This window comes from Acidobacteriota bacterium (assembly GCA_029861955.1).
Taxonomy (GTDB): Bacteria; Acidobacteriota; Polarisedimenticolia; order Polarisedimenticolales; family Polarisedimenticolaceae; genus JAOTYK01.
On sequence record JAOTYK010000008.1, the window covers coordinates 1 to 12,068 of the forward strand.

14 protein-coding genes are annotated in these 12,068 nt (G+C 63.3%); 5 read left to right on the forward strand and 9 right to left on the reverse strand.

The window, feature by feature from the left end; genetic code table 11:
• The first annotated feature begins 197 nt into the window (after window positions 1–197).
• Window positions 198–833 carry a YiiX family permuted papain-like enzyme gene (locus tag OES25_05045; protein ID MDH3627006.1) on the forward strand — a complete coding sequence of 212 codons (636 nt, stop codon included), beginning with the start codon at window positions 198–200 and terminating at the stop codon, window positions 831–833.
• 6 nt (window positions 834–839) lie between these two features.
• Here OES25_05045 and OES25_05050 read toward each other — a convergent pair whose 3' ends face one another.
• From OES25_05050 to OES25_05065, 4 genes are read right to left on the reverse strand one after another with little or no spacing between them, the layout of a single operon-like run.
• Window positions 840–2,924 carry a protein kinase gene (locus tag OES25_05050; GenBank protein MDH3627007.1) on the reverse strand — a complete coding sequence of 695 codons (2,085 nt, stop codon included), beginning with the start codon at window positions 2,922–2,924 and terminating at the stop codon, window positions 840–842.
• Window positions 2,925–2,946: 22 nt separating this feature from the next.
• Window positions 2,947–3,723 (reverse strand): DUF4097 family beta strand repeat-containing protein, encoded by a 777-nt coding sequence (locus OES25_05055; protein MDH3627008.1) that lies wholly within the window; start codon window positions 3,721–3,723, stop codon window positions 2,947–2,949.
• Between the two features lie 11 nt (window positions 3,724–3,734).
• Window positions 3,735–4,355: a zf-HC2 domain-containing protein gene (locus OES25_05060; protein MDH3627009.1), complete on the reverse strand. Its 621-nt coding sequence runs from the start codon at window positions 4,353–4,355 to the stop codon at window positions 3,735–3,737.
• Window positions 4,352–4,909, reverse strand: a complete 558-nt coding sequence (locus OES25_05065) for an RNA polymerase sigma factor (protein MDH3627010.1) — start codon at window positions 4,907–4,909, stop codon at window positions 4,352–4,354. Before OES25_05065 ends, OES25_05060 begins: the two co-directional genes overlap by 4 nt.
• Window positions 4,910–5,017: 108 nt before the next feature.
• Here OES25_05065 and OES25_05070 point away from each other — a divergent pair, with 108 nt between their 5' ends.
• The 3 genes from OES25_05070 to OES25_05080 are packed head-to-tail and all read left to right on the forward strand — an operon-like array spanning window position 5,018 to window position 5,835.
• Window positions 5,018–5,374, forward strand: a complete 357-nt coding sequence (locus OES25_05070) for a VOC family protein (protein ID MDH3627011.1) — start codon at window positions 5,018–5,020, stop codon at window positions 5,372–5,374.
• A gap of 4 nt (window positions 5,375–5,378) precedes the next feature.
• Window positions 5,379–5,666 (forward strand): hypothetical protein, encoded by a 288-nt coding sequence (locus tag OES25_05075; protein ID MDH3627012.1) that lies wholly within the window; start codon window positions 5,379–5,381, stop codon window positions 5,664–5,666.
• Window positions 5,656–5,835: a DUF1272 domain-containing protein gene (locus OES25_05080; protein ID MDH3627013.1), complete on the forward strand. Its 180-nt coding sequence runs from the start codon at window positions 5,656–5,658 to the stop codon at window positions 5,833–5,835. The genes OES25_05075 and OES25_05080 overlap by 11 nt, the downstream gene beginning before the upstream one ends.
• Here the strand turns inward: OES25_05080 and OES25_05085 are convergent.
• Both OES25_05085 and OES25_05090 read right to left on the reverse strand, forming a co-directional pair.
• Window positions 5,827–8,208 carry a Smr/MutS family protein gene (locus tag OES25_05085; GenBank protein MDH3627014.1) on the reverse strand — a complete coding sequence of 794 codons (2,382 nt, stop codon included), beginning with the start codon at window positions 8,206–8,208 and terminating at the stop codon, window positions 5,827–5,829. The two genes, OES25_05080 and OES25_05085, sit on opposite strands and share 9 nt — an antisense overlap.
• On the reverse strand, window positions 8,201–8,818 hold the full coding sequence (locus OES25_05090; GenBank protein ID MDH3627015.1) for a CDP-alcohol phosphatidyltransferase family protein: 618 nt from the start codon (window positions 8,816–8,818) through the stop codon (window positions 8,201–8,203). Before OES25_05090 ends, OES25_05085 begins: the two co-directional genes overlap by 8 nt.
• A 141-nt stretch (window positions 8,819–8,959) precedes the next feature.
• Between OES25_05090 and OES25_05095 the strand changes: the two genes are divergently transcribed.
• Window positions 8,960–10,447 (forward strand): PilT/PilU family type 4a pilus ATPase, encoded by a 1,488-nt coding sequence (locus OES25_05095; GenBank protein MDH3627016.1) that lies wholly within the window; start codon window positions 8,960–8,962, stop codon window positions 10,445–10,447.
• A 22-nt stretch (window positions 10,448–10,469) separates the two neighbouring features.
• On the opposite strand, the gene hfq is transcribed toward OES25_05095, so the two are convergent.
• From hfq to OES25_05110, 3 genes are all read right to left on the reverse strand, one after another.
• A complete protein-coding gene (gene hfq / locus OES25_05100) occupies window positions 10,470–10,730 on the reverse strand; it encodes an RNA chaperone Hfq (GenBank protein MDH3627017.1) in 261 nt (86 codons plus the stop codon).
• 64 nt (window positions 10,731–10,794) lie between these two features.
• The gene (gene miaA / locus OES25_05105) at window positions 10,795–11,802 is read right to left on the reverse strand and encodes a tRNA (adenosine(37)-N6)-dimethylallyltransferase MiaA (GenBank protein MDH3627018.1); all 1,008 of its coding nucleotides are present in this window, start codon (window positions 11,800–11,802) and stop codon (window positions 10,795–10,797) included.
• Window positions 11,736–12,047 (reverse strand): hypothetical protein, encoded by a 312-nt coding sequence (locus OES25_05110; protein MDH3627019.1) that lies wholly within the window; start codon window positions 12,045–12,047, stop codon window positions 11,736–11,738. The genes miaA and OES25_05110 overlap by 67 nt, the downstream gene beginning before the upstream one ends.
• Window positions 12,048–12,068: the final 21 nt, after the last annotated feature.

The window sequence follows — 12,068 nt, forward strand, 5'->3', positions numbered from 1 at the left end:
ACTCGGGATCGAAGTTGAGTTTCAGGATCATGAGATCTCGCATTCGATTTACTTTCTTGATCCGGACGGACATGAGATCGAGATCACCTCGTACGACGTCCATGAAGCGTAAACTCTCGAACCGCTTATCCGGGATGCCGTTACGGATCGTTCACACGATAATCGGGATCCACCCGGCGACAAACGGGATCATGTAGATGACCCACACACCCACCGCAATCAGCTACACGATGAGAAGGGTTGTCCTTGTACTCCTCCTGGTCATCGGCTGCACTCCGGCGTCCGAATCCAGCTACCGAAACGGCGACATCATCTTCCACGAGTCCCGCTCGTCCCAGAGCGTGGCCCTACGCCTGGCCATGAACTCGCGTTACACCCACATGGGAGTGATCTACATCAACGATGGCAAGCCGTTCGTCTACGAGGCGGTCGGTCCCGTGAAGGTGACCCCGCTCCAGGAGTGGATCGATCGCGGGATCGACGGTCACTATGTCGTCAAGAGACTGAAGGACGCGGATCGTATCCTGACGCCGGAGGCGCTGACCCGACTGAAGGAAGTCGGCAAGCGCTTTTCGGGACGCCCCTACGATCTACGCTTCGAGTGGTCCGACGATCGGATCTACTGCTCCGAGCTGGTGTGGAAGATGTACCACTCGGCGCTGGGACTAGAGATTGGTTCGCGACAGACGTTCGCGGACTTCGACCTGTCCAGTCCTGAGGTCGCGGCCAAGATCAAGGAGCGATACCCCGACGGACTCTCCATGAACGAGCCGGTCATCTCGCCGGCAAGCATCTTCGAGTCGCCGCATCTCGTGCTCGTCGAAACGCTCTAGCTCGCCCTACTCCATCAGCTCCATGATCGCGTCCGCCGCCATCGGACAACGATCCGCAGCCGCCTGAAGCATCGTCTGGGACTCCTCTACGGCCCCCAGTCGGCTCATCTCCCCTGCCAGGCCGACAACCGCCGGTAGGTAGTCCCGATCGATCTTGAGCGCCGCACGCAGCTGGCGGATGCCTTCCATCGAGTCGCCCTGCAGCTCGGACGCCGCGCGACCCCACCAGACATGGGACTCGGGATTACGGGGGAAGCGTTCGATCAGATCCGCAAACAACGCGGCGCCCTTCACGAAGTCGCCCTCGCGGAAATACGCGTCGATCCCCTGCGCCAGCAAGCGCTCGTCCTCGGGAAGAGACTCGGAATCCTGCAGGGCCGTCTCGATGGCGACCAACCCGCCGTCCACGTCACCCATCGTCAGCAGCGTCGTCGCTAGATGGACCTGTGGCAACGCAAACTCGCCGTCGTGCTCGATGGACGCACGGAAGCTGTCCGCCGCCGCTTCGAACTGTAGGTTCTCGTACTGGGTCTTGCCCTCGGTGAAGGCCAGGAACGCGTCCTGCGACCGGGTGGGCATCCTCTCGGGGCGGGTCGTCTCGCCCTGGGTCAGACCGGACAGCAGCCCGGTGGTCAGGTTCTCGACCATCAAAAATAAATCTGTCCCCGATACCTTGTGGGCGGCGGACAACGTGCCGGTCTCGACATCGTAGGCCTGGGCATCGATGCGGTACTGATCGCCCAGCTTGAACACCGAGCCGCTGATGACGATGTCGGCGCGGGCCCAACGGGCCAGCTCGGCGGTGGTGGATCGATCGAGGGGTGTGGTTGCGTCCTTGCCGGCGTTGGCCAGCAGGTCGTGCAGACGCTGGGTGGCGATCACCTCGAGTTGGCTCGAGCGCGACAGATCGGTGGTCAGCATCTGCGGCAGACCGCTGGAGATCCAACCGGCACTATCGTCACCGGTCTGGTTCTCGAAGAACGCCACGATGACCCGCGGGATGGGCGCTACCTCCATCGCCACCGGCATCACCGACGACGTCTGCGCCGCCGCCTCCACCTCAGGTCCACGATCGACGAACTTCGGAATCCACAGTCCCAGCAGACCGACAACCACGATCGCCGCGATCCCGAGCCACCAACGCTTTGACAGCCCCCGTCGCTTAGACGCCGGAAAGACGCTCAGTCGCTCGACACCACCGGAGCCGCCATGCATCTGTCGGCGTAGAAGGTTGAGATCGTCGGCAAGCTCCGCCGCCGACGAGTAGCGTTTCCCAGGATCCTTCGCCAGACACTTCTCGAACACCAACGCCAAACCACGGGGAACCCGAACCTCGGAGTCGGTCGGAATATTCGGCGGTTCATACGCTATCGCGTGCAACGTCGCGACGTCACTGCCACGGGCAAACGCAGAGCAACCGGTCGCAAGCTCGTACAGCAGGCTGCCTAGTGCAAAGATGTCCGAACGGGCATCCGCAACGTTCCCCGACACCTGCTCGGGACTCATGTAGGCCACGGTGCCCATCAGCACCCCGCCCCGTGTCAGCCACTTGGTCGGGGTCTGGGTCTTCGACAACCCGGACTCTTCTTCCTCGTTGACGACGTCCTCGATCCGAGCGACGCCGAAGTCAAGCACCTTGTAGAAGCCGGTGCCGCCGACCATGACGTTCTCGGGCTTCAGGTCTCGATGGATGACCCCGTGCTCGTGAGCCGCCGCGATGGCGGACGCCACCTGGGAGCCACAGTCCAGCACCTGCTCCACGGGAAGTGCGCCGGACTCAAGAACCTCTCGGAGGGTCGGGCCCTCCACCAGTTCCATGGTGAGAAACGCCGATTCCCCATCCACGTCGAAATCGAACAACGTCGCGATACCGGGGTGGCTGACCGACGAGACGATCTTCGCCTCACGCTCAAACCGGCGACTGCGCTCGGCATCCAGCCTGAACTCACCCGACAGCATCTTCAGCGCGACGGTACGACCCAGCCGGGTATCGCGGGCGCGATAGACCACGCCCATCCCTCCCTCGCCAAGCCGAGAGATAATCTCGTAATGCTTGACTCGGGTCGGGTCGTTTACGCCGGGCTTCTCCACGGGTGCTGGACCTCTGTCGTGTTCAGGATTTCTGCAGTCGGATCGTACCGCTAAACGTCTCGATCTCCACATCGGCGCTGCCGTTGCCCTCGGTGAAGCTGAGGCTCTTGGACGGCAGGTACTCGGCACGCTTGGGGGTGGGACCGAAGTCGCTCTTGATCGAACCGCTGAAGGTCTCGATCTCGTACTCCGCACCGAAGCCCGCAGGCACACGAAGCGTGATGTTGCCGCTGACGGCGCCGATCGAATAGTCGCCGCCGTTGTTGAAGCCACCGGACACCTCGACCGTGCCGGAGACCAGCTCCACCTCGATGGTGTCGGTCGACTTGCCGCCGCGGATGTCGATGCTCCCACTGACGGACTCCACGAGGATCTCTTCCATGTTTCCGTCGATGTCGATGTCGCCGCTGACCGTTTCGACGGAGACGCTACCGGTCAGACCCTCTACCCAGATCTCGGAGCTGACGGTCTCGATGCTCAGCTCGACACCGGCGGGCACGCTGATCTCCAGGTCGGCCTCCAATCGGACGTTGTTGTGGGTCCCGCTGGGGAGATCGACCTCGATCGAGATATCGTCGTCGTCGCCGTCGACCTCGACGGTCTCCCAGCGGTCGTTGACGGTCCCGCGGATCCGAACCTCGCTGTTGCTGCCGACGACGACACGGATGGTCCCCGAGATCAGCTCGATGGAGACGTCGGCGTCCGCGGTCGCGTCGCGGGTGATGTCGACGGTCTTGGTCCCCGCCAGAAGCGGCAGTGCCATCAGTAATAGTGCGGCGATGAGTGTGATCTTCTTCATGGCAATTCCTCTCAGGAGCGGAGCCGGGAGGCCCGCAAGAGAATGTCTAATTTCCGGTTATAAAGGGCGGTCAGGATGTGGCTGTTCTCGAAGGTGACCCCGTCGCGACCCAGGGCCAGACGGACCTCGGCGATGGCGGTATCGACGACGGCCAGGTTCTTATCCAGGACCGCCAGGGTCTCGGGCTCGATCTCGTCGCGGCGGGCTTCAAGCCCCTCCGCCAACGACTCGGTCGCCCGGATGTACTCGGCCTCCGCGGCCTCGAAGTTGGCCAGCAGGGTCTCAAACGACGGCTCGACTTTGCCCGACGGGCCCACCGCGGTCTCCCCGTTGTCACGACCGAGCTCGAGTCCGGCAAAGATCGCCACCAACCCCACCGCGGCGGCCGCCGCCAGCCAGCGGGTCCAGCCGTAGCTAGGCTTGCGGGCGCGAACTCGAACCGCATCCAGCAGGTCGCGGTCGGGCTCGATATCGCTCAACTGCGTCGCCTGATGCAACAGGTTCCGGATCGACTCCACGTCGGAGCGGCAATCGGGGCAGCTATCGAGATGACGACGCACCTCGAGAGTCTCCGACTCCGAGAGTAACTCGTCGACGTAGTCGTTCAGCATCTCTTCGTTGGGATGAGTCATGAGTTCAATGCCTCTCTTAGAATGCGTCGCGCGTGATGAAGTTGGCTCTTGGAGGTCCCCTCGGCGATCCCAAGCCGGTCGCCGATCTCGTGATGACGGAAGCCCTCGACGTCGTGCAGGATGAAGACCAGGCGGGCCCGCTCCGGTAACAACGCGATGGCCCGATCCAGGTCGACGCCGCCACCGACCGGCGCCGGACGAGGGGCCTCAGCCGGTTCCACCACCTGGATATCCTCGACGGTGTGCTCGTAGCGACGACGACCCGAGCGCCGCTCGCTCAGCACGAAGTTGACGGCAATCTTACGGAGCCAGGCCCCGAAGCCGGCCTCGCCACGGAAGGTGTCCAGCTTCTCCCAGGCCCGGATGAAGGTCTGCTGGGTCATGTCCTCGGCCTCACCACGGTTGGCGGTCATCCGCATACACAGCCCGTGGATCCGTCCGACATGCTGATGGTAGAGCCGCTCGTAGGCCGAGAAGTCCCCACCCCGGGCACGCGCCACCAAACCGCCGGAAGCGGAGGATGGGTCGGGAATCTGAATGATGGCTGCCTCCATGGTGACTATTGGATGCAACCGGGGCCCCAAGGGTTGTATCCGACCCGGATTTTACGAGATTTGTCCTATTATTGGGGCGGCATCTGCCATCCAGGAAGGGAGCGCCCCATGCCGGCCCACGAGAAGATCAATTACCTCGAATTTCCGGTCACCGACATGGACGGCTCGAAGCGGTTCTTCAGTCAGGTGTTCGGCTGGGAATTCGTCGATTACGGCCCGGACTACGCCTCGTTCAAGAACGCCGGCCTGAACGGCGGCTTCGTCCGATCCACGCTGAGCGCCCATTCGACGACCGGCAGCGCGCTGACCGTCTTCTACAGCCATTCGCTGGAGGCGACCCAGGCCAAGATCGAGGAGGCCGGCGGCAAGCTCATCAAACCGATCTACGCCTTTCCCGGTGGGCGGCGGTTTCACTTCACGGACCCCAGCGGCAATGAGTTCGCCGTCTGGTCCCACCCGGAGTAAAGAGATGGACGGGATCCTTGGCGGATCGATCGGTGCGATGGTCGGAGTGATCGGCGGGGTGCTGGGGACCTACCTGGCGTATCGGAATACGAAGAGTGACGGTGAGCGGGCGCTGGTGGTTCGCGGGGCCATTGCGGTCTGGACCGGGGTCCTCGTCTTTGTCGTGTTGTTCCTGGTCGTGCCGGCGCCTTACAAACATTTTCTGTGGATACCGTATGTGGTTCTGTTGATTCTGGGGATTCGGATCTGGAATCAGAAGCAACTGCAATTGAGAGAAGATCATGAGTCTTGAGATGAAGACGAGTTGTGAGGCCTGTGAAGTGGCGCTGGCGGCGGATGATGAGGCCTACATCTGCAGTTATGAGTGTAGTTTCTGTGGGGAGTGTGCGCGGAAGTTGAGTGCGAACTGTCCGAACTGTATGGGAGAGCTGGTGCGGCGCCCCCGACGGACCTCAGCGTAGGGTCGCGATCGTTGCGGCGTTGCCCCCCTCCGTCTCATCCCCCGGCCGCACCTTCTTGATCCTCGGATCCCCCCGCAGATACTCCCGCACCGCGTTCCTCAACTTCCCGGTCCCATGCCCATGCACAATCCGGGTCACGTCAAGCCCCGCCGCTACCCCCTCATCCAGGTAACGATCCAGCTTCTCCAGCGCCTCGACCACCCGTTCACCGATCAGCACGATCTCCGTCGGATAACTCTCGTCGGTGTCATCCATCGGCGTCGGAACTCTGGGTCCGCCCGTGCCGGCATCCGCCTGCGAATCGCTGACCCGCAGATCGCTGATCGACACGTTGAACGAGTGGCTACCAAGCTTCACGTCGGCCCGTTCCCCGTCGACGGCCACAAGCGTCCCCACTCGCGCCAACGAGTGAACACGTACCGACATTCCGACCTGCAACGTCGCCGGGGGCGAGCCATCGTCTTCCGGCGCACCCAGCTCGGCGTCCCGGCGCCGATGCTCCATCCTCATGGCGGCCTCGCGGGTCTGGTATTCCTTCTGAGCGGCACGACGCGCCGTCCCCTCCTCCAGACCACGGAGCTGCTTGCCGGCCTGCTTGCGAAACTCCTGCAGGGCACGATCCAGCTCCCTGGAAGCCTTGACCTGGATCTCGCGACGATCGTCCTTCGCCTGACCCTCGATCTCCGCAAGCTTGCGCTGAAGCGTGTCATGGGCGGCCTGCGCCTCGTCACGCTCCTTCTCGGCGCCCGACACCGCCTCACGCAGACGACGCATGAACCGTTCGGACTCGACGCCATGCTCGCCCAGCAGTTCCCGGGCGCGGCTGAGCAAATCGGCCGGCAGCCCGAGTCGCTCGGCCACATCCAGACCGGCCGACGACCCGGCCGTTCGTGGAATCATCCGATAGGTCGGACGATGGGCCTCGTCGTCAAATTCCATGGCGGCGGAGTCGATCTTCGGCTCCAGATAGGCCCAGCGCTTCAGCGGACCATGATGGGTCGTCGCGATGGTGGTGAAGCCCGGCCTCAGGTAACGTTCCAGGAACGCCTGGGCCAACGCCGCACCCTCCGCGGGGTCGGTTCCGGAACCGATCTCATCGATCAACAGCAACGAGCGCGGTGCGGCCTGCTCGACGACCGTGCGCAGCGAGGCCACGTGACCGGAGTAGGTCGACAGGTCGTCGTCGATCGACTGATGATCGCCTATGTCGGCGAACAGTCGTTCGTAGATCGGGGCCGCAAGCCGCGTCGCGAGCGGAGGAATCCCGGACTGCGCCATCAACACCGCCAAACCGAGACTCTTCAACACCACAGTTTTGCCACCCGCGTTGGGACCGGAGATGACCAGCAGAGGCGTCTCGGCATCGACGGTGATCTCGAGGGGCACGACCTCCCGCGACTCGCCTTCGAAGTGACGGATCAGCAGAGGATGACGGAGACCCTCGGCCGACAGGGCCGCGCTCTCGCCGAACGACGGGCGACAGCCCTCCAACCGATCGGCAAACTCGGCCCGAGCCTCGAGCCCGTCGAGGATCGCGATCTGTTCCACGTTGCGATCGATGGTGTCCAGCTGCTCCAGCAGAGCGCCCTTCCACTCCAGCAGGATCCGGCGCTCTTCCTCCCGCTCACGATCCCTTAGCTGAACGCGCTCATTGTTAAGCTCGACGGTCTCCAGCGGTTCGATGAAACGGGTCGATCCCGTCGACGAGTGGTCGTGGACGATGCCAGCCACCTGTCCGCTGGAATCGGTCTTGACCGGAACCACGAACCGCTGATTGCGCTGGGTGACGAAGGTATCCTGCAGGTGCACCGCCCGAGCCGGCTCCCGCATCCAGCCTTCCAGCATCTTCTGCAGGCGACCGGCCGACTCCCGCTGCCGACGGCGGATGCGCCCCAGCTCGGGGCTGGCGCTGTCGGTCAGGTTGCCGTCGGGATCGACCCCCTTCAGGATCTCCTGGGCCAGCGGCAGCAACCCGGTAGGGATCGCATCCAACGCGCTGCGCAAGACCGGCCACTGCTCGACCGACAGATCGTCGGCACGCTCTCTGACCTTGCCCGAGCCGACCAGGAACCCGGCCAGCGCGCGCAGGGCCGACGGATCCAGCCCGCGATCCCCGCTGGCCAGCAGACGACGGCTAGGCATGGGATCGGGAAGCCCCCGCGGCACGAGCCGCCCCAGTCCCTGACGAAACTGTCGAAGCTCGTCGATCCCGTCGAAGACCTGCTCCAGCCGGGCTCGATCGGTGTGCGGCCGCAAGGAAAGGAGCGCTTCGCGACCCGGTGGTGTCACCGCCCGTTTCGCCAGCCAGTCCAGTAGTTCTGCGAAACCCAGTGCCGACGATGTGGCGTCGTCGAAACGCAGGGAGTCAGTCATGGGGTCCGGGTGGAGCGGCCGTTCCGTCCTGCTGCAACATGCGGATCGTGCGGATCATGTAGTGGAAACCGGAGATCAGCGTCAACGTCAGCGTCGTCCAGATCGCGATCTCCAACAACAGGCCCGTGCGTTGCAGCGCGTTGGCCAGCAGGAAGCCACCGATGGTGATCAACTCGACGGCGGTGGTCAGCTTGCCCCAGATCGAAGGCTTGAAGCGACGCTGTGCGTGGGTGATCGTGAGGATGAACGCGATGCCGACGATACAGGCATCACGAGAGATCGTCAGAACCGTCAGCCACACCGGCAGGCGGGCCACCATGTCGATGTCCTGGAACATCCGCGGATAGTCGGTCAACAGAATGAACGCCGAGGTCAGCAGCAGCTTGTCGGCCGCGGGGTCGAGCCAGGCACCCAGCGGCGTGCCGGCGTTCAGGACCCGCGCGGTCCAACCGTCGAGGAAGTCCGTCACGGCGGCACCGACAAAGATCAACAGCGCCAGGTCGAAGCGACCCTCGAGGATCGAGAGGATGAAGAACGGGACGGCCGCCAACCGTAGAAAGGTCAGCTGATTGGCAAGATTCAGGTTTGCCAGCAGTCTCTTGGCGTTCACATGCCTCGCCTATCGCTCGAAAGTGCTGATTTATAGACCATTTACGGCTTCACGGTCAAACTCCCGTAGTTGCGGCCTGTTTAGGCCGGACCTATGTTCGAGAAGCGGGTCCGGATGGAGGACTCCCCTACGGAATCGACCATGCAATTAGACCTTCTGGACATCGACGACTTGCTTCGCTTCATGGTCGAGAAGCAGGCCTCCGATCTCCATCTGAAACCGGCACGCCCACCGCTTCTGCGCTTGAACGGCAAGCTGTTGCCGCTCAAGACCGACCCGGTTCCGCCGGACGCGATCCCGACGATGCTGGACAAGATCCTCACCGATCGGCAACGGGCCGCCCTGAAAGATATGCAGGCCGTCGATTTCGGTTACAGCGTTCCCGGTGTCTCCCGTTTTCGCGCGTCGGTATTCCATCAACGCGGCACGCTCTCGGCGATCTTCCGCCGTGTGCCGTTTGACTTCCCGTCCCTCGAGGACTGGTCGCTCCCACCGGTGGTCGAGGAGTTCACGAAACTACCGCAAGGCTTGGTCCTGATCACGGGACCGACCGGTGCCGGCAAGTCGTCCACATTGGCCGCGATGATGCGACGGGTGGCGGATACCCGACTGGTTCACATCGTGACCGTCGAGGATCCGATCGAGTTCTTACTGAATGACAACCTCGGCGCGGTCACCCAGCGAGAGATCGGTTGCGACACGCCGGGCTTCAGCCACGCGTTACGCAACGCCCTGCGACAGGACCCCGACGTGATCATGGTCGGCGAGATGCGGGACGCCGAGACGATGTCGACGGTCTTGACCGCGGCCGAGACCGGCCATCTGGTCTTCTCCACGCTTCACACCAACGGTGCCGTTCAGACCATCGATCGACTGATCGACAGCTTCCCCTCCGGTAATCACCGACAGATCCGCCAGCAGCTGGCCAACGTCCTACAGGCGGTCGTGTCGATGAAACTGATCGAGCGAAAGGATGGCCAGGGACTCGTCGCAGCCATCGAGATCCTCCGCCGTTCGCCGCGGGTCTCCAAACTGATTCTGGAAGGAAACCTGGAGGCGCTCGAAGAGGAACTCGAGAGTTCCGTCTCCTACTACCGCATGCAGTCGATGAACCAGTCGACGGCGGCTCTGGTGTTGAACGGGGCTGTCAGTGTCGAGACCGCCCTGGCCTCTTCCAGCAATCCAGGCGACCTCGATCTGATCCTACGCAAGTTCCTCTACCAGTCCGAGAATCCCGTCGATGGGGGAGATGACATGGGCCAACCACTAGGCGATTTTTCCAAGATCCTCGAGTTGCAGGAGATCCGTCAACGTTACGAGGAGTCCCAGGAACGTCACAAGACCGACCTGGACGCCAAGGACGAAGAGATCCAACGGCTGCAGCAGGCGTTGGCGCAGAACAGCGAGCATGTCGATTCCAACGACGGCGCTGTCGAAAGACTTCGCGACGAGAACTCCCGTCTGGCGCAGCAGATGAAGCTGGTGCGGACCGAGTACGAGACGAAGATCGAGCGACTGAACGACCGCATCCGCGACCTGTCGGGGACCACAGCCACGGGCGGCGAGCCCTCGTCGAAGACTGCCGAGCCCGTCGGGGCCGAACCCAAGCGCGGTTTCTTCAGACGCTAACCGTCACCCCTAGCCGGCACCCTTACCCGTCCACAGTCGCTGCGGCGGGACGGGCGGCGGCCTCGGATCGACCGGCGGCCGAGTTGGGGCTGACCGTCGAGACCGCATGCTTGAACACCAGGAGTTCCCCCTGGTGTCCTTCCAGCAAGACCGTGAACTTGTCAAAGGATTTGACGCGACCCGTCAGCTTCTTGCCGTTGCTGAGAAACACAGTGACGACCGAACGCGCTTTACGAGCCGCGTTGAAGAAGTCGTTCTGAAGGTTTCTAGACTCCCCTTCCATCCGCGTCCTCCCATACGATGGATTCGAGCGCGCGGAGTATACCACGGTAGACGTGGGTTTCTTGTCAAGGGGGGTGGGGGTTGGCCGTCCAGTGGGTCACGATCTCTCCCGCGACGACCTCGGCGGGTCGTTCCGCGTCCAGCCAGATCACGCCGGGCTCGCTCCGGAACCAGGTGCGTTGACGCTTCGCGTAGCGTCTTGTGTTCCGTTGGATCGTCGGTAACGCCGACCGTGGATCCTGGCCCGCCTGCCGGCATTGCAGGATCTCTCGATAACCGATGGCCTTGAACCCACTGGCGCTCTCCGGGATCCCGTCGGCCAGGATCGCCTCGACCTCCTGAAGCAACCCGGCCGCGAAGAACCCATCGACCCTCTCTTCCAGGCGACGGGCCAATCGCTGCGAATCGAACTGCAGCGCAAACTTGGCATTGGGGAATCGCTCGGCGCCGGCGGCCCAGGTCCCCTGCTGCTCGAGCCGTCGGCTCCAGCTGGGGCCCTCCGACAGCAGGAGCTCGAGGGCCCGAATGGTCCGCTGCCCGTCGGCGGCGTGCAGACGGCCGGCACTCTCGGGATCCCAACACCGCAGCAGACGATAGAGTCGCTCGGCGCCGTAGCGCTCCCGCAGGCCGTAGAGCCGTTCTCTCAGCGCTTCATCCCGAGACGGCGCATCGACGATGCCACGCAGGAGCCCTCTCAGGTACATCCCGGTCCCGCCGACGATGATCGGCTGTCGTTTCCGGTCGACGATCTCGGCGATCACCGTCTCGGCCCGGCGGACGTAGCGGGCCAACGTGAACAACTCGCCCGGCTCAACTTCGTCGACCAGATGATGGGGCACCTCGGCCCGCTGCGCGTCGGAGGGCTTGGCCGTCGCGATGTCGAAGCGTCGGTACACCTGCAACGCATCGCAGCCGACGATTTCGCCGTCAACGGCCTTCGCGACCTCGATCGCGATTTCGGTCTTCCCGCTACCGGTCGGACCACAGATGATGAGGAGTGGGGACGCTAGCGACGCTGAGAATGCAGACGGTCCTGATATTCCTGGACCGTGGCTCGCAGGTGATCGGCACAATACGTCTGCCCTCGCGGTACGGCTGCGCTACAACGTGCGCAACGACTCCCGGACATTGTACGGGCAACCGGCGAGAGCACCGTCAGCAGGAGCCCACCGACGAAAGCGACCGCTCCGCCTATCAGTAATGGGCCGGTGAACTGGAAGAATTCGTCGCTTTGCATGAGCGACGCCTCCTCGGCGATCAACAGCCAGGCACCGGCTGCCATCGCGATCAGTCCTAACAATCGAAGTGTGCTTCCCACGGAGTGCCTCCTGGACAGACT

What these genes read in the sequence shown, in the direction of transcription:
- OES25_05080 (MDH3627013.1), top strand. Translation starts at nt 5,656, where the DNA reads ATGAGTCTTGAGATGAAGACGAGTTGTGAGGCCTGTGAAGTGGCGCTG.
- OES25_05045 (MDH3627006.1), top strand. Translation starts at nt 198, where the DNA reads ATGACCCACACACCCACCGCAATCAGCTACACGATGAGAAGGGTTGTC.
- OES25_05085 (MDH3627014.1), bottom strand. Translation starts at nt 8,208, where the DNA reads ATGACTGACTCCCTGCGTTTCGACGACGCCACATCGTCGGCACTGGGT.
- OES25_05095 (MDH3627016.1), top strand. Translation starts at nt 8,960, where the DNA reads ATGCAATTAGACCTTCTGGACATCGACGACTTGCTTCGCTTCATGGTC.
- OES25_05060 (MDH3627009.1), bottom strand. Translation starts at nt 4,355, where the DNA reads ATGACTCATCCCAACGAAGAGATGCTGAACGACTACGTCGACGAGTTA.
- hfq (MDH3627017.1), bottom strand. Translation starts at nt 10,730, where the DNA reads ATGGAAGGGGAGTCTAGAAACCTTCAGAACGACTTCTTCAACGCGGCT.
- OES25_05065 (MDH3627010.1), bottom strand. Translation starts at nt 4,909, where the DNA reads ATGGAGGCAGCCATCATTCAGATTCCCGACCCATCCTCCGCTTCCGGC.
- OES25_05070 (MDH3627011.1), top strand. Translation starts at nt 5,018, where the DNA reads ATGCCGGCCCACGAGAAGATCAATTACCTCGAATTTCCGGTCACCGAC.
- OES25_05055 (MDH3627008.1), bottom strand. Translation starts at nt 3,723, where the DNA reads ATGAAGAAGATCACACTCATCGCCGCACTATTACTGATGGCACTGCCG.
- OES25_05075 (MDH3627012.1), top strand. Translation starts at nt 5,379, where the DNA reads ATGGACGGGATCCTTGGCGGATCGATCGGTGCGATGGTCGGAGTGATC.